Below are 15,102 nucleotides of genomic sequence, written 5' to 3' on the forward strand. Positions count from 1 at the left end.
AGCTTTCGCCGGCCTCGATCGCCACAACAACACGCTCACGAAGATCATTCGAAAGAGGTCGCGTCATCCGATGCTGGCCTCCGATCCAGCCAGCATCTTGAATCACAAATCAGCCAAAACGGGAATCCCCTCCGATTCTGTCAATGCCTGAACCGCTCTAGGCCCGGTCAACCCAGGGCACTCAGTCGTAATTGAGCCGATTCTAATGTGCCTGTAGCCTAATCAGCGCGGGGCTTGGGGCTTCTTCCTATCCCGCAATGGCCGGTGTGGTGCAAATAGACAGCAGCGAGCATACCCAGACTGCATCGGCCATTTTAATAAGTTTCAATTCCCGTTGAGACACGCTCGGCGCACATGGACAACGACTGGACCGTCTTCCTCTTCGCGGTGATTGCCTTGGCGGCAATGGTTGTAGCTTGCGCTGCACTACTCGACGGCAAACAGGGTATCAAAGATACTTTCGCCGGCATGGGCTGGATGTGGTTTTACGTGATCGGTTGGGCCGCAGTCTTGATCTGTGTAAGGTATCTGGCGGATTGAATTCGAGACAATTTTAAACATCTTCGGACCTAATGCGTAGTGTATTGGGCCTTCGGTCGCCCTTGCGTGCTCGCGAGCAATATAACATCCTGCCCCCGTGTGTTATGGGGAACACCTTTGTTTACAGACTACTACGAGCTTCTAGAGATCAGTCCGCGAGCCAATTTGGAAACGATCGAGCGGATATTCCGCTACTTTGCGATGCGTTACCCATCCCGACAATCAGGACACCGGGGATGAAGTACGCTTCAGCGAACTCGTGGAGGCACACAATACGCTCAAGGATCCGGTCAAGCGGGCGCAATACGACATCGAGTACAAAGAGCATTTGAACATTCGCCTTGATCTGGCTCAGGAAGCCAGCAACTCCAAGGGCATCGAACGAGATAGCGACATCCAAGCGAAACTGCTCTCGCTGCTTTATGTTTCAACGAGGGAGGCAATTCTTTGTTCCCATGCCGTTCGCATATATTAGCAATCTGTTGACCAAGCCCGCGCTCGCTCCAGAATTGTCTGCATGGCGACGGGAAAAATTGGCGTTGGAGATCTGGTGGCGGTAACCGCGACCGTGCGCTGGCGGATCAATCCAGGTCACGTCAGCGTTGCCATCCCCAGCTACAACTTTCCCTATTCGATCCGCGATTCGTCGAAAATGACAATGCGCGGCCAGCAGGTCGAGCTTACCGGTGAGGTCACGCGCATCGATAACGAGACTGTGACAATCGCCCTAGGTCCGCTTGTGACCGTTGCACTCGACAAGGTCAGGCTGGTGGACAAATACCGGCCGCCAAAGCGCAAGAAGCCACTCCGTGACTTGGTCGACTAGCCTCGGCCTGTAGCCAGCGATTGCAATGAAATTAGCAAAGTTGCAGATTAGAACTCGCCGGGGCTACCCATCTCCGGCATGGCCCGGTTGTCCTCTCCCCGAAGGTTAAGGCAATCGGGCCGCCCATGATGGCAAAACTGAATCATTGCGAACGCTCGACCGCGAACTACGGGGCCTCAACCATAGTGGAGCTTCGGCTTGGGCTCAGTCCCATTAAACTGGACGCCTACCCGATCATTTTTGCGCCAACAAACTGTGGCTCGATAGGCAATTCCATCCACCGGAACATAGAGCAGGAAGCGCTCTGGGACTTTCGCGTCAGGCGCCACACGCAATTCAGCCCCGTTCACATGCTGATTTCGGACAGTGCAGCTAACCTCGGAGTTTTGGATTCCGGTAATGATGCTCGCGCCCTTAAGCACGCGTGATCGGCGCTGGCGACGTACATCGTCTTTGGGCGCGAATTGTTCCATGGGGATAAACTCCAAGGGCTCCGCATCGATCCGTACGCTCGGCAGAGCATGGTTAGCGGCATGCTAACCGAAATCCTCACTCTTCTGACGGTCCTGCTTCCGAAGAGACGCCAGGTCCGCAAACATCGCCTCTCTATCGCCCTGGAACTTTGTGAGCAGCGCTAAAGCTTGGTCGCGGTTGAGTCGCCCAAGCCTCATGATGTGTTCCAACTCGTGCTTCGGCACGGCGGCACCAGGCTCGTCTGATGACCCGCCCGGCCTTCGCCATCTCCCAAACTTTTCCCCGAGCGACATCCGCTACCCCCTTGAACTCGCCCCAGCAGATCCAGAAGTCGGCCGCCACCTAGAGATTTCCTGTTTGGCACTTGCGGCGAGACGATCGGCCTCATCCCGCGTCAATCCAATAAGGGATCGGCCGGCTAATTCGGCTGGCAGATCGAAAATCTGATCAAAAACCGCCCACGTCCCAGACGGCTCCTGTACCGCAGTAAACCTCATAGGTCGCTCCCTAATGTTGAAGGCGCCAAGAAACTGGCGAGCAAGAACTTTGTTCCCAAGATCCAAGGAGAAATTTCGACATCGACACGATACGCGACGATCATTCCTGCCGAGATCGACGAAAATGGCGTTACGATCGCTCTGGGACCGCTGTCGCACTCGACAAGGTCAGACTGGTCGAGAAATACCGCGCCCCAAGGCGTAGGACGCCCACGATACGGTGGATTAGCTCATCGGTAGGGGGCGGCGCTCACGTTCGGGTACGAATCCGTACAGTTTTTTGAATTGAACGCTGGCGCAGCGCATCATAATCTTGTTGCCCGGCCTTCCCGTGTGCCCGGTGCATAGCCCGGTCTGCGAAATCCTGTGTCCACCGACAAGCAGGCCGGGCCACCCCGGTGGTCCCATTGCTTCTAGGGTGCAGCGATGGATAGAACGGTATCGGACCGCAAGCGCCTATCGGCCTTTGACCTCGACGCGCTGCGGGAGGCCTTCAAAAAGTCGACCCGGGAGAATGACATTGGCCCTGCCGACTGGGCTGAACATGCCAGATTGTTCGTTGAACAAGCGATCCAAGGCGAGCCCAGCGAAGAACCTGGCGGGCAAAGCACCCAGCAATAGAAATGGCCGGTGCATTTTGGGAACTGGCTTTGGGCAAAGCCTACACCGGCTAATTACGGATTTGTGCGAACCGCGTTAGGACCTCACGCCCATACTAGCGGCCGCTCGAAGACAGCTCATTGGCTAGATGCAGGCGCTTTGCAGCCGGTCCCTACTTCCTTTTCGGCCAGCCTCTAAACCTATTGGCCTTGTAGCGGCCAATGCTTCGAATGGTAACATAACATGTTGCATTGGGAGGCCTGATGACATGTCGACCGAAAACACAAACCATTCGGAAAACACGCCCGAGAGGCTCGTCTGAGAGTCTCAAGCACGTCGCGATTTTCTCAAGAAGGCGGGACGTTTCGCAGCGGTGACGCCACCGGCGATGACGGTTCTGCTCGGCACAAGCTTGAACTCCAGAGCGATTGCCAAATCGGCCGGTTCAAAACCGGGCCATGGCTGGGGGATAAGAACCACGTTCGCACCGGCCCGCCCGGCCGTGGTCCGAAGAAGAAATAATCACACCTTCGTCGACGTGTCGCCGGTCTGTTTCGAGTACAGCGACACTGTCCTAAGGAAAGCCCGTGAAGCGATTTGCTTAGCGAGCACGTCCAAGTCATGGCATTTCCATTCTCGCAATGGCGAAAATCTGTGGCGAGCGCAGCGGGCGCGGCTGGGGCAACGGGAGGCCGGCGGGGCAGCCGCGCCGCCGCACCCGCGCCCCTAGGCTAGCGGAGGCGCGGGCCAATTGGATCGCCACGGCGGGCAAGCGCATCGAGGATCGCGTGACCCTGCATGTCCCGACGGCCACCCGGTGCGTGCCGGCCAATGTTCACAATCCTGCTGGGATGCCAAGCATGACGCTTCCGACATCCATTTAAGGCATCGGCAACCTCATCTGGGTTCGAACGTTGACGTCGAACAAGGGGGGCGTCGCCATGGATGACAAAAGATTCGATCGGCCGGTAAAGGTTCGGCTCGCTGAGGTGCGAAGGTGCTCTCGGTAAGTTCCGCCCATCAGGCGTCGGGGCTACTAGCCGGCACTGATTGGCCAGCTGAGCGAACCGCGCTGCATCGAGTCGCATTTGAAACAGCCGAAAAGGTACTGGAGGGGAGCCGCTCCACGGTCGACGGCCGCGCCAGTTTCGAAGAGGCCGCTCGCGAAGCTGGGGTACTGGTTGACCCCGAGCTCGAAGTCCGGCAACGGATGTATTTCGAGAGCGGTGTAAAAATCCGGCCATACGGCAAATCTTCCGTGCGCGATGTAAAGTCGGTTGACGGCGCCTGCGAAGTGCTCGTTGACTGGCCGCACGCCAAGCGGGGTCCTGACTATCAATCCGCGCGTGAAGTGGTGCAAGCAGCACTGGACGGCAAAGCAACGCCAGATCAGGCAAGAGAGGCTTTCGCGGTATTAGCAGCGGACGCAGGCATCCTGGTCGGAAGCAGCCCCGCCTAAGGGAATGCCATGTCTTCTGAAGCGACTCGGAGGCAACATGCGACTGGCAGACAGTCGTCGCTAATCGACGACGAAGCGGCTAGCCGCGCGTTGTCAATGACCGAAGACAGCAAATTAGCCCTAAGGTTGGAGCAAGGGGACCGAGGTCGTGATGCCGTTTGGCCCTCGCAGATCCCCGCGCTCGGTTGGAAGGATATATTCTGGCGGTTGTGGGAAGAGTTCAACAAGGACCGGGTTCTCCTGGTCGCAGCCGGGGCTACATTCTATCTCCTGCTGGCGCTGTTTCCGGCACTGGCCGCGTTCATTTCAATTTATGGTTTTGTCGCGGATCCAGTCTCGGTCGCGGATCATGTCGCATATCTCGGAGGATTGCTTCCAACGGGTGGGCTCGATCTCATTCGCGACCAACTCCAAGCTCTGGCAAAACAAAAGCCGGTCTCCCTCGGGACAGGTTTTTTCATTGGTTTGGCCATCGCGCTCTGGAGTGCCAACAGCGGGATGAAGGCGCTTTTCGATGCAATGAACATCGCTTACGAGGAAAGCGAGAAACGCAGTTTCATTACCCTAAATCTGATGTCGATTCTGTTCACCGTTGGAGCCTTGCTGATTGGCATCGTGCTCCTCCTCACGGTGGGCGGTGTCCCAGCGCTGTTGCGCTTTTTCTACCTTGATTCGTGGACGGAAGTGCTTATCGCGGTATCCCGATGGCCTGTCCTGGTCGTGGCAATTTTGACCGGGATTTCCTTACTCTACCGCTTCGGACCCAGCCGTGAACACGCGAAATGGCGATGGCTAAGTTGGGGGTCCGTGTCGGCGACGGTGGTGTGGATCGCTGCACCGTGGATCTTCTCGTTCTATCTCCAGCATTTTGCCAACTATAACGCGACGTACGGATCGCTTGGCGCTGTTGTCGGCTTGATGATGTGGACATGGATTTCTGTCATTATTCTCATCGCAGGCGCCGCCATCAATGCTGAGATGGAACATCAGACGGCCATAGACTCGACCACAGGTCCGGCGCGACCCATGGGCGAGCGCGGTGCGGTCGTAGCCGACACGTTGGGCAAGACTGCGGATTGATATTCTACGTTGTGCATTGTCATTGCCCACGATCCCACGACACGCAAACAGAAGGGTGGCAAAGCGCAGGGCGGCCCATAATTTGTCGCCCTCGCGCACCAGGCACGCCTGCGACGCATTGGGTCGCGGCTAAAGCTGCGACTCGACAGGAAGGTGGCGGACCAAGGCCGCTAGAGCCCGGCGAAATATTCCAGCTTCTGGTTCATGCGTATAGTCCTGAACCTTGCCCTCGTCGCATCCATGCCAGTGCAAAACATTATTTTTTAGTTCCAGCCGATAGCTGGTTTCGGGTGATATCTCTGTTTGAAAAAACTGCCGCAACTCGCCGACCAATTGCTCATCCTCAAAGAGCACTCCCATTTCCGAGTTCAAAGACACTGACCTTGGATCAAAATTGAACGAGCCTACGAAACCGGTCGAATCGTCAACGGTGAAAGCCTTTGTATGCAGACTGGCACCCTTCGAGCCGAACACCGAGATCACCGGCTGGCGACGGAATGGTTGGAGCTCGAAAAGTCTGACGCCATTCCTCAGCAATCGCTTGCGATAGTTTGCATAAGCGCCGTGCACCGCGGCGACGTCTGTAGCGGCCAAGGAATTGGTCAAAACCGAAACTTCAACCCCGTTGCTGACGAGGTCTAACAGGATCGCGGACCCCCTTTTGCCTGGGATGAAATAGGGCGATGCAATTTCCACACGGGTTCGCGCCGATTGAATGATGGGACGCAACTCTTTCATAAGCCAGCTGCGACGTCTCCAACCGCGCACCTTCTCTGGAGGATCGGAAATCACCCGAGCTCGCTCTACCCAGTGCACGTCGTTGCTGGCCGCTATGAACTCGGCGATAGACCCTCTGTCACCGATCCCGTTCAAAAGCTTTGACTCGGTCTCGAGATCGCTTCCTGCAAACAAATCGGAATGGTCGTTATCAGCGACGGAACCAAGTGATTCAATTGGTTTTGCGTCCTCGCAAGCCCAGAATGCCTCAAATATTTCGGCGGTTTGCTGCACGGCAGGACCGAGGAGCAGCACATCGAGGTCGCGGAAATTGGTTTCCGCTGCGTCGAAATAGGCATCGCCAACGTTCCGCCCGCCGACGATGGCGATGTTGTCGTCAGCGATCCAAGCCTTGTTGTGCATCCTCCGGGTCAACGCAAAAAGTCGCAACAGAACTTCCACTCCGCGAAAAATGCTGCGTTGCCTGATGCCGCTCGGATTGAAGAGCTTCAATTCGATGTTTGGATGATTGCTCAGCGCTCGATATGCTGAATCGCTTTTGCGCGGATTGACGTCGTCAAGGAGCATACGGACCCGCACGCCGCGCTCAGCGGCCCGAATAACTTCCTGCAGAAGCAAGCGGCCCGTGTGATCATCGTGCCAAAGGTAGTACATGAGGTCGAGGGTTCGAACCGAACTTCTTGCCGCCAGGACGCGCACGGCGAAGGCGTCATAATTGTCTGCAACGAGCAGCAAGCCGCTCTTCCCTGCTTTGATGTGGTCGTCCGCAATTCGCGAAACGGATACGTCCATAAATTGACTACCTTTGGCGGTGATCGAAGCCGGCCTGGCTCAAATTCATAGCAAGAACCTTTCAGGGGTAATCCGGTTGCATATGCAGCTGTATAAATCCCCTGTAGGTTCAAGCGTGCCTTGATCGGCAGATGATCCGATGCGATCCGAGATAGTGGTGTACAGTGCACTTCTAGGCTGGAGATCAGACGGGGCGGTCTGGCGAGAATTCGATCCAGCGCAAGCAAGGGAGAGCCACGGTCGATGGTGGCTCATCGATAGTGAAGATTATAGCGGAGCGCCGATCGGCGAAGGGATTACAGCCCTGGGACGAGCATGGGGCATCCTCAGTCATGAGCGGGGTGGCCGACCGCGATCCAGCTGTCGCATTACCGGAGTCACCATTACGCCGTGCATAACAATTGAACTCAGAACGGCGAAGCAGACAGTCACCCAAAGGATTGTCGCACCCTCAAATTCAGCCTGCCCGAGTGCAAATGCGAGGTAGTAAAACGAGCCAAGGCCGCGTATTCCAAAAAAGGCAATCACGGCCTTTTCTTTTGATGACGCCGGAAATCCAATTAGCCCAATCCACCCTGAGAGCGGTCGCACCACGAACAGCACTAGGGCGGTAGTGACGATCACTTGCCAGCTCAAGGCGCCAAAAATGGACCCCTCTGCGATGGCTGCCCCAAAGCAGACCAGCAGGACCATCATCAGCAATCGCTCAATCTGCTCCGCGAAATCGTGCAAACTCTCATGATACTCGTGCTGCCGCTCGACGGACCGTAGTGCCAACGCCGCGACAAACACTGCAAGGAAGCCATAGCCGTGAAGAAATTCAGTCGAGCCGTACGCAAGGCAGGTGATACCGAGCGCAACAAAGCCGTCTCTCGTCTCTGACAACCCCGACCTTTTCGGCAGGCGAAACGTTAGGTAGCCCATGACTTTTCCGCCCAGCCATCCAATGCCAACGCCTGCGGCGATCTTCCAGAGAACATCGACGACGAGCCAGTGTGTGAAGAAGGGCTCGCCGGACGCACGGGACAGCGCAATTGCGATGGCGAGATAGACGAACGGAAAGGCCGCTCCATCATTGAGGCCGGCCTCGGAGGTAAGGGCAAAACGCACCTCGTCCTCCTTGCCGGATTGGGGTGGACCAACCTGTATGTCACTTGCCAGGACAGGGTCAGTTGGTGCGAGAACAGCGCCAAGCAGAAGTGCGGCGCCAATGCCAAGCCCGAGAATTGACCAGCCGAGAAACGCAATTCCTGCGATCGTCAGAGGCATGGCGATGCTGAGAAGGCGCCATGAGGACTCCCAACCCCGCCAACTCACTGCCCGGTCCAGCTTCAGGCCAGCCCCCATAAGGGCGACGATGACAACGAATTCTGTGAGACGCTCGGTTAGTATCCGGTTCTCAAGTGGATTCACCCCTACGAGCGGAGAGAATGGTGACCAAACCAAAAGAACCCCGATCCCGATGCAAATCATTGGCAACGAAAGCGGAAGCTTCCTAAGGAGCATGGGTAGCCAGGCTGTAAGGAGCACGATTGCTCCAAAAACTGCCAAGAGGAGGGCATAGGAAGGCATGTGGGTTTAGGCCGTTGAACGCATGCTCGAAAGACCCTCAAGACCTTTTGACCGTCGGAAACTTGCAGACATCCGTTAGTTTTCAAAGGTCGACCTTGGCGTTGTCACCCACATCAGGCTTGGCTCCGGTGACAGCAGCGAACACCATCTTTGCGGTCGCGACTATCAGCCCCGGGCTGTCCCACAATTCGCCTTCGTCTGGGGTGACTGTTATTAGACGGATTTCCGGATCGTTGGCGTCCTTCCACCAAGCCTTGTCAGTCTTCTCCCAGAGTTCTGCAATTTTTTCTCTGTCATTTGTGACCGTAGCCGGACCAGAGATCGTGACATATTTGTAGTGGCTGCTGTCGCTCCAGGCCAATGTCACTTTGGGATATTTCGCAATTTGCTCGTTCTTAGCGCTGTCATCATTGACGAGGAAATAGATCGCACCTTCGTCACGGTCTACGCGCGCAGAGAGCGGCCGAGCGCGATTGTATTCGCCGTCCCACGTCACAAACATGCAGATGTCGATATTTGTGGCGAGCTCCCAGATACGGTCTGTGGCCTCGGCTGATGTAAGATCTGTCCTTTGCTCTTTACGCTTGGCCATAAGGTTCCTCCAGCGAGTGAATTGCGCTTGTACAACTCGCGTGGGGTTCCGACGTTCCAACTGGGCTCGGCTAAACAAGTCGGCGCGCGCGACGCGCTCCATTCAATTGTCGAAGAATATGAAACGGCGATCGAAGAGCTGAAGTCGCCAATGAGGAGCCGCCAGCGTCAACAAGGACTCCAGACGACCAATGAGGAGACTTCAGACGACCAATGAGGAGCTCGAATGAGATCAAGGCCTGGCGCGGCGTGTTTTCCCAACGTCGAGATTTGGCCGCTTTGGGCCGAATGCGCCTGTGGCGCCGTCGGTGAGGCCAGCGAAGATCGTCGCTCGATTGTCATTTTGACCGGCGCCGCCTGACGCGGCAGGTCAGGCGCCACCAACCGGGCCCCAAGCGCTTCCCTGATTTCGGTGCCGAGTTGCTCGGCCGCGCCCGTATTTCCCGGGTCCAACGGGAAGCTGCGGGCCGGAAACTCCAGCGCCAGCAAGTCCGCATCGAGGCGGACGATCTCGACGGGTTCGTCGCCAAAGATCATTGCTAGCCGCCGCGCCGCCTCCGCCGCCCGCAATCTGGTAAGGGCCAACGCAACAAAAAGAGAATCTATCGCGCTGCCACGCCGAGCATGCCTGCCTGCTCGGCGCGTCCCGGAGCCTATGCTCCCGGAGGACCGCATGCTTTGAATTCAATCCGAGCCAAATACCCCTGCTAGAGCTGACGCTGTCTTCACCGTCGAGTGGCCACCACAGGCGCAATCGGTGGCAACTGTCCGGCATGGCATTTCCTCATCGAATCCCTCGCGCAGGCCTATGCGGAAGTAGTTCAAGTCCCCGACAGCGAAGAAAGCGAGGGCCTTCGAGCATTTTGAGACAGTAGTCGAGGGTCACGATCCGCCTAATTGCACGTCGTTGCCGCCGATTACCGCACGCATTGCTGAAAGGTCTTTTGAAACCGGGAATGTTGAGCTACGTACGACGGGTGCCATCAACGAGACGGAGAAATTTGACAAACGGCCCAAAACCATTCAGCCAAAAGACAGAGATTTACACGATAACGCTCAATTCAAACCAGAAGAATTAAGCGTAAGCCACTGATTTGCAACAAGTTGGTGGGCCCGGAGGGACTCGAACCCCCAACCAAGCGGTTATGAGCCGCCGGCTCTAACCATTGAGCTACAGGCCCCACGCGGCTGGATTAGTGTTTTTCCCCGGCCGGCACAAGGCTTTCCGGACGGGCTGGCCGCGATCGCCCAAATCGCCCATATTTGCGCCCTAGTTGCCAGATGCGACTGGATCGCAGACCGAGGAGATTTTTGATGACCAGACATCTTTTGCCGCTGACACTCATGCCCTTGGCGCTCGCCGCCGCGCTTGCTTTTCCGGCGATGGCCGGCGCTACCGATTCGCAGCCCCCGCCCCGCATCATCGTTTCGGGCGAAGGCCAGGCGACCGCGGCTCCCGATCTGGCGCTGCTGACGCTGAGCGTTATGCGCGAGGCCAAGACGGCGCGCGCAGCACTCGATGCCAACAACGATGCCATGGCCGCCGTGATCGCGGCGATGAAATCGGCCGGTATCAAGGATCGCGACCTGCAGACGGCAGGCATCCAGATCAACCCGCGCTACAACTACACCAACAAGCCGGACGGCAGCCAGGAGGCCGAGCTCGTCGCCTATCAGGTGACCAACACGCTTTCGGTGCGTATCCGCGACATCGACAAGACAGGCGATATCCTCGACAAGGCGGTGTCGCTCGGCGTCAACCAGGGCGGCGGCATCGCCTTCTCCAACGAGGATCCGTCCGCTGCGGTGACCGAGGCCCGCAAGAAGGCGGTCGCCAACGCCATGGCCAAGGCCAAGACCCTGGCCGAAGCCGCGGGCGTCGGCATCGGGCGTGTGCTCGAGATCACCGATCAGAACATCGCCCCGCCACCGATGCCGATCAATGCCAAGGCCTTCGATGCCGCGGGCGCGGCAGTTCCGGTGCAAGCCGGCGAGAATTCCTACGCGGTGCAGGTCACCGTCACCTTCGAGCTGAAGTAAGCACCGTCAACCGCCATCGACGGGACGAAAACTGATCGGTTCGGATCGGCACAAGACCATGAAAAACCCCGGAGGACTGGTCCTCCGGGGTTTTTTGAGCCGCACGCTTCCGTCCTGGCGAAAAAGGGGCTCTGCTACTCATAGCCGATCTTCAAGGCTGATCTTCGCTAGAAGATCATGCCCAGATACTCGGCCGGAACCTAGCGATAGATGACCGGGCAACCGCGCTCGTTGGCGAACACGACCACCACGCGGTCGCCATACTGGCGGCCCGCAACTTTCACGGTGCGCCGGCTGACGTCGACGATGCGGGCGCGGCGCAGGCCCATGCGCTCGGCCTTGTCGAGGGCGCGGTCCGGCGAACAGCCACGGCGGCGCCAGTCGCGTTCACGGCGGTAGCCATCATCATCGCCGCTGTAGACACCGATGCGCGGTTCATTGTTGTTGCCGAAGCCGAGATAGATGCTATCGGCATGAGCAGTGGTGACCGGGATGGTGGCCAGCGTGCCGAGACCGACCAAGGCCGAAAGGGCTGCCGTCTTGATGTTGAACATGTCTTCTCTCCTTGTTGCGGGCTCTCGCCCGTCCTCGTGAACCGATGGGGGAACAATGCGCTTGCCAGTCTGAACTCTTTGCGAACCGTCCATTCATCTTCGGTTCATGTGGCAAATCATCGGTTGTGCGATCGGAACTCAAACGCCCGATCGCCTCCCCGGTTCCGGACGAAGCCGGGTCGGCGCGTGGTATTTGCTACCGCTTTGCGGCGAAAATCGAGTCAGGGTTCGTCATCGAGCATATAGTCGAAATAATCGTCCGGATCGGCCAGGTCTGTCTCCGTGGCCTTGACCCGGCCGCGGATCGAGATGCCGGCTTCGTGCACGGTCTCGGCACTTCCCGAAACCAGCCTGTGCCACCAGTAGAGGTCATGCCCCTCCGCCACCAGCCGATAGGCGCAGGTTCTTGGCAGCCAGGTGATCGTGCGCACATTCTGCGGCGTCAGCCCGACACAATCGGGAACGCGCGCCAGCCGGTTGGCATAGTCGGCACAGCGGCAGCTTTCGGCGTCGAACAGCCTGCAGCCGACGCTTGTCCAGTAGATTTCGCCGGTGTCCTCGTCCTCGAGCTTCGACAGGCAGCATTTGCCGCAGCCGTCGCAGAGCGATTCCCACTCGGCGGGCGTCATCGCCTCGAGCGTCTTGGTTTTCCAGAACGGCGCGTCCATTGCCGGCATGTGGCCCCAGCTGGCGCCAAGGTCAAGCGCCGTCATCGCAGCAGAGGCGGCTTGTGCCATCCGATCGCCGCAAATGCGGCCGGCACCATACGAAAAACACGAAGTTGCCTTCAAAAGGCCGGTCAATCGTCCTTCGTTGCCAGTAATGCCCGCAAGCCGGAACCAAATCCGGATGATGAAAGTTTGGGCAGGGATGGGACCCCACAAGGAGAATTTGAGATGAAACGCCAACCACGGATTCTGGCAGGCACAGCAATTGGCCTGCTGATGGCATCCGCGCCGTTGGGCGCGTACCCGCTGCAGGGCAGTGCCGCTTTCGGCCCTCTGCAGCACACCGCCGCGCCGCTGATCCTGGCGCAAGCAGCCTGTGCCGAGGGCGAATCGGCAGAGGCCTGCGCGCAGAAACAGCAGGGGGAGCCGGAGCAGCCCAAGAGAAAGAAGCGCGACCAGCAGCAGCAAACAGAATCCGCGCCAGCGGAGCAGGCCGCGCCGGCACAGGGCGAGCAGGAGCAGCAGCCGCGCAGGAAGAAGCGTGATCAACAGCAGCAAACCGAACAGGCTCCGGCCGAACAGGCCGCGCCTGCCGCTGAGCAGCAGTTGCCGCGCAGGAAGAAGCGAGACCAGCAACAGCAGATCGAGGCCGCACCTGCCGAACAGCCCGCCGAGCAGGCCGCTCCAGCAAACGAAGAGCAGCCGATCAAGCCGCGCAAGAAGAAGCGCGACCAGCAGCAGCAGATCGAGGCCGCACCTGCCGAACAGCCCGCCGAGCAGGCCGCTCCGGCAAACGAAGAGCAACCGATAAAGCCGCGCAAGAAGAAGCGCGACCAGCAGCAGCAGATCGAGGCCGCACCTGCCGAACAGCCAGCCGAGCAGGCGGCCCCGGCAAACGACAACAACCCACAGCCCCTGCGCAAGAAGCGCAAGCAGGATCAGCAGATCGAAGCCGCGCCCGCCGAACAGGCGCCGGCCAAGAAGGAAGCGCCCGCCGGCGAGCCGGTCCCGCAGGCCGAACCGCTTCAGCCTGAGCAGCAGGCGGCGCCCGCCGAGGGCGAACAGCCTCAGGACAAGAAGAAGCGCGGCAAGAAGCCTGTCGGCGAACAGCCGGTGACGGGAGAGCAGCCGGCCACCGGAGAACAGCCTTCGACGGCCGAACAACCCGCCAATGGCCAGCAGCCCGTGACCGGCGAACAGCCGGCCCAGGGTGAGAATGCGGCCCAGGGCGAAGCTCCGGCCGACAAGAACGCAGCCCCTATCCTCGACAGCCAGAAGGATGTCCTGCGCAAGCGCAAGGGCAAGAACGGCCAGCAGGGAGGCGAGAATGCGAGCGGCGAACAGGCCAACCAGCCCGCCCAGCAGAATGGCGAACAGGTGCAAGCCCCGAAGCCGGCTCCGGTCGACCAGGGACCGCCGCCCACCGACGACAAGTCGGCTCAGCAGGCAATCCAGCCTGAAAAGATCGCCCCGGTGACGGAGGAAAAGGGCAAGCGCGTCGAGCGTGCGCCTGATGAGAACGTGCGCGACCGCCGGCGTCCGAAAGGCGTCGACGTCGTCAGGGAACTCGGTGACCGCGTCATCCTGCAGTTCAACAACCAGACGATCGTGGAAAGCAATGATTCACCGCGCATGCACCGCGGCGCCAGGAACGTCTATTATGAAGATCTGTCGGGCAATCGCACCCGGGAAATCGTCGAGCGTGACAACGGCGTCCAGATCGTCACCATCCGCAACCGCTACGGCGACGTCATCCAGCGTTCGCGCATTGCGCCGGATGGTCGCGAATATGTGCTGAGCTATGTCGACGAGCGTCACTATGAGGATGATGGCGACTGGCGCGATCCCGGCGACGACCTGCCGCCGATGCAGCTCACCATTCCGCGCGATGAGTACATCCTGGACTCCGAGGATGTCGAGGATCCCGACGACTACTACACCTTCCTCGAACAGCCGCCGGTAGAGCGGGTGCAGCGCCTCTACTCGATCGACGAGGTCAAACGTTCGGCCCGGGTGCGCGACATTGCCCGCCGCGTCGATCTCGACACGCTGAACTTCGAGTTCGGTTCGGCCTCCATCTCCGATACCGAGGTGCAGAAGCTCGACGGCGTCGCCAGTGCCATGGAGAAGTTGTTGAAGAAGAACCCCGCGGAGACCTTCCTGATCGAAGGCCATACCGACGCCGTCGGCACGCCGGAGGCGAACCTTGCTCTGTCCGACCGACGCGCTGAAGCGGTCGCCGAGGCGCTCACCAATGCCTTCGGCATCCCGCCGGAGAACCTGACGACGCAGGGCTATGGCGAAGAGTATCTCAAGGTCGACACGTCGGGCCCCAACCGTGAGAACCGCCGCGTTGGCATTCGCCGCATCACCTCGCTGGTGGCGCCGGTGGCCAGCGCGAATTAGTGCATGATTCCAGAAGCCTGAGCGGGTTTCCGGAATCGCGAAAGCAAGAGCAGACCCATCCCGTTTTGCTGGGATGGGCCTGCTCGCGAAGGAGCACACTCAAGAAGAATTGTAGCCGGCGATTCGGTGGAGATCATTGAATAGCCGCATTGACAACCCCAGATTTCGAAAGGGCGTTCCCTGCCCTGTCCCGACTCCAGCGGGACACATGAGCCCCGCCGGTCCCCTCCGGCGGGGTTTTTGTTTCCCTCGACAACCGCCCTTG

Annotated in this window: 15 protein-coding genes, 1 tRNA gene and 1 pseudogene; 8 read left to right on the forward strand and 9 right to left on the reverse strand. The window is 58.9% G+C overall.

What is annotated here, in order from left to right; genetic code table 11:
- Window positions 1-354 precede the first annotated feature (354 nt).
- From D3227_RS13270 to D3227_RS13280, 3 genes are all read left to right on the forward strand, one after another.
- On the forward strand, window positions 355-540 hold the full coding sequence (locus D3227_RS13270; RefSeq protein WP_120014574.1) for a hypothetical protein: 186 nt from the start codon (window positions 355-357) through the stop codon (window positions 538-540).
- 196 nt (window positions 541-736) lie between these two features.
- Window positions 737-1,015 (forward strand): DnaJ domain-containing protein, encoded by a 279-nt coding sequence (locus D3227_RS13275; protein WP_245451746.1) that lies wholly within the window; start codon window positions 737-739, stop codon window positions 1,013-1,015.
- Between the two features lie 75 nt (window positions 1,016-1,090).
- Window positions 1,091-1,366 (forward strand): hypothetical protein, encoded by a 276-nt coding sequence (locus D3227_RS13280; RefSeq protein WP_342633999.1) that lies wholly within the window; start codon window positions 1,091-1,093, stop codon window positions 1,364-1,366.
- A gap of 176 nt (window positions 1,367-1,542) precedes the next feature.
- Here D3227_RS13280 and D3227_RS13285 read toward each other — a convergent pair whose 3' ends face one another.
- Window positions 1,543-1,839: a PilZ domain-containing protein gene (locus D3227_RS13285; protein ID WP_081482229.1), complete on the reverse strand. Its 297-nt coding sequence runs from the start codon at window positions 1,837-1,839 to the stop codon at window positions 1,543-1,545.
- 924 nt (window positions 1,840-2,763) lie between these two features.
- Between D3227_RS13285 and D3227_RS13300 the strand changes: the two genes are divergently transcribed.
- From D3227_RS13300 to D3227_RS13315, 3 genes are all read left to right on the forward strand, one after another.
- On the forward strand, window positions 2,764-2,958 hold the full coding sequence (locus D3227_RS13300; protein ID WP_120014577.1) for a hypothetical protein: 195 nt from the start codon (window positions 2,764-2,766) through the stop codon (window positions 2,956-2,958).
- A 976-nt stretch (window positions 2,959-3,934) separates the two neighbouring features.
- On the forward strand, window positions 3,935-4,396 hold the full coding sequence (locus D3227_RS13310; RefSeq protein WP_120014579.1) for a DUF982 domain-containing protein: 462 nt from the start codon (window positions 3,935-3,937) through the stop codon (window positions 4,394-4,396).
- Between the two features lie 96 nt (window positions 4,397-4,492).
- Window positions 4,493-5,476 (forward strand): YihY/virulence factor BrkB family protein, encoded by a 984-nt coding sequence (locus D3227_RS13315; RefSeq protein WP_120014780.1) that lies wholly within the window; start codon window positions 4,493-4,495, stop codon window positions 5,474-5,476.
- A 129-nt stretch (window positions 5,477-5,605) separates the two neighbouring features.
- Here D3227_RS13315 and D3227_RS13320 read toward each other — a convergent pair whose 3' ends face one another.
- The 6 genes and pseudogenes from D3227_RS13320 to D3227_RS13340 form a co-directional block, all read right to left on the reverse strand.
- Window positions 5,606-7,006 carry a phospholipase D family protein gene (locus D3227_RS13320; RefSeq protein ID WP_120014580.1) on the reverse strand — a complete coding sequence of 467 codons (1,401 nt, stop codon included), beginning with the start codon at window positions 7,004-7,006 and terminating at the stop codon, window positions 5,606-5,608.
- A 101-nt stretch (window positions 7,007-7,107) separates the two neighbouring features.
- Window positions 7,108-7,236 (reverse strand): annotated as a pseudogene (locus D3227_RS42655) (endonuclease/exonuclease/phosphatase family protein); the annotation flags it as partial.
- A gap of 100 nt (window positions 7,237-7,336) precedes the next feature.
- A complete protein-coding gene (locus tag D3227_RS13325) occupies window positions 7,337-8,578 on the reverse strand; it encodes a cation:proton antiporter (protein ID WP_120014581.1) in 1,242 nt (413 codons plus the stop codon).
- Between the two features lie 82 nt (window positions 8,579-8,660).
- Entirely contained in the window at window positions 8,661-9,170 is a 510-nt protein-coding gene (locus D3227_RS13330; protein ID WP_006203652.1) for a pyridoxamine 5'-phosphate oxidase family protein, read from the reverse strand.
- A gap of 167 nt (window positions 9,171-9,337) precedes the next feature.
- On the reverse strand, window positions 9,338-9,706 hold the full coding sequence (locus tag D3227_RS13335) for a hypothetical protein (protein WP_120014582.1): 369 nt from the start codon (window positions 9,704-9,706) through the stop codon (window positions 9,338-9,340).
- 568 nt (window positions 9,707-10,274) lie between these two features.
- Window positions 10,275-10,350: transfer RNA gene (locus D3227_RS13340), tRNA-Ile, on the reverse strand.
- 133 nt (window positions 10,351-10,483) lie between these two features.
- On the opposite strand from D3227_RS13340, the gene D3227_RS13345 reads away from it, so the two are divergent.
- Window positions 10,484-11,209 (forward strand): SIMPL domain-containing protein, encoded by a 726-nt coding sequence (locus tag D3227_RS13345; protein WP_120014583.1) that lies wholly within the window; start codon window positions 10,484-10,486, stop codon window positions 11,207-11,209.
- A gap of 200 nt (window positions 11,210-11,409) precedes the next feature.
- On the opposite strand, the gene D3227_RS13350 is transcribed toward D3227_RS13345, so the two are convergent.
- Both D3227_RS13350 and D3227_RS13355 read right to left on the reverse strand, forming a co-directional pair.
- On the reverse strand, window positions 11,410-11,763 hold the full coding sequence (locus D3227_RS13350; protein ID WP_120014584.1) for a hypothetical protein: 354 nt from the start codon (window positions 11,761-11,763) through the stop codon (window positions 11,410-11,412).
- Between the two features lie 221 nt (window positions 11,764-11,984).
- Complete coding sequence (locus tag D3227_RS13355) at window positions 11,985-12,431, reverse strand: YcgN family cysteine cluster protein (RefSeq protein WP_120014781.1); 447 nt, start codon at window positions 12,429-12,431, stop codon at window positions 11,985-11,987.
- 228 nt (window positions 12,432-12,659) lie between these two features.
- Here D3227_RS13355 and D3227_RS13360 point away from each other — a divergent pair, with 228 nt between their 5' ends.
- Window positions 12,660-14,837: an OmpA family protein gene (locus D3227_RS13360; protein ID WP_120014585.1), complete on the forward strand. Its 2,178-nt coding sequence runs from the start codon at window positions 12,660-12,662 to the stop codon at window positions 14,835-14,837.
- Window positions 14,838-15,102 lie beyond the last annotated feature (265 nt).

Source organism: Mesorhizobium waimense (assembly GCF_003601975.1).
GTDB classification, from domain to species: domain Bacteria; phylum Pseudomonadota; class Alphaproteobacteria; order Rhizobiales; family Rhizobiaceae; genus Mesorhizobium; species Mesorhizobium waimense.